Origin of the sequence: Paraburkholderia podalyriae (genome assembly GCF_014397785.1) — a bacterium.
GTDB lineage: Bacteria > Pseudomonadota > Gammaproteobacteria > Burkholderiales > Burkholderiaceae > Paraburkholderia > Paraburkholderia podalyriae.
This window is the reverse complement of the sequence record NZ_VZQQ01000292.1, coordinates 1-525: the sequence shown is the minus strand read 5'-3', so window position 1 is coordinate 525 and position 525 is coordinate 1. Positions and strand designations below refer to the sequence as shown.

The following is a 525-nucleotide window of genomic DNA, read 5'->3' as shown; positions in this document are numbered from 1 at the left end:
TTGACGAACATCGGATCGCTGGAGAGCTTGAACGTTTCCTGCCGATGCGGCTGCAATCCAAAAGCACGCCAGATCCGCGTGACCGCCGTTTGCGACAATTTCATCTCGCGAGCCATTGTGCGCGTGCGCCAGTGAGTCGCTCCGGGAGGCACGGACTCGAGCGTCTTCGCGATAACCGCATCGACGCGCGCGTCATCAATCGTCCTCGGCGCGCCGGGCCGAGGTGCATCGAGCAGTCCGTCCAGACGATGAATCACGAACCGCGCCCGCCACTTCGAAACCGTCTGCTGAGTGACCCGCTGTTTCGCCGCAACTGTCCTGTTGTCCATGCCATCGGCACAGGCCAGCACGATGCGCGCCCGCAATGCCAGGGCCTGTGCGGTCTTGCGTCGCATCGACAGCGCTTGCAGTTCTTCGCGCTCCGATTCGCTCAGCACGAGTTCCCCTTTGGGCCGTCCGCTCATCGTCGCCTCCTCGTATCAAGTGCCACACAGGACACTTTAGTACGTGATCGGCATCATTCAA

1 protein-coding gene is annotated in these 525 nt (G+C 61.5%); it reads right to left on the bottom strand.

Going from position 1 to position 525, the window contains the following annotated elements; translation table 11 throughout:
* Positions 1-464, bottom strand: a 464-nt coding sequence (locus F6X42_RS46690; RefSeq protein WP_187639793.1) for a helix-turn-helix domain-containing protein, incomplete at its 3' end; no start/stop codon positions are given.
* Between the last annotated feature and the right edge of the window lie 61 nt (positions 465-525).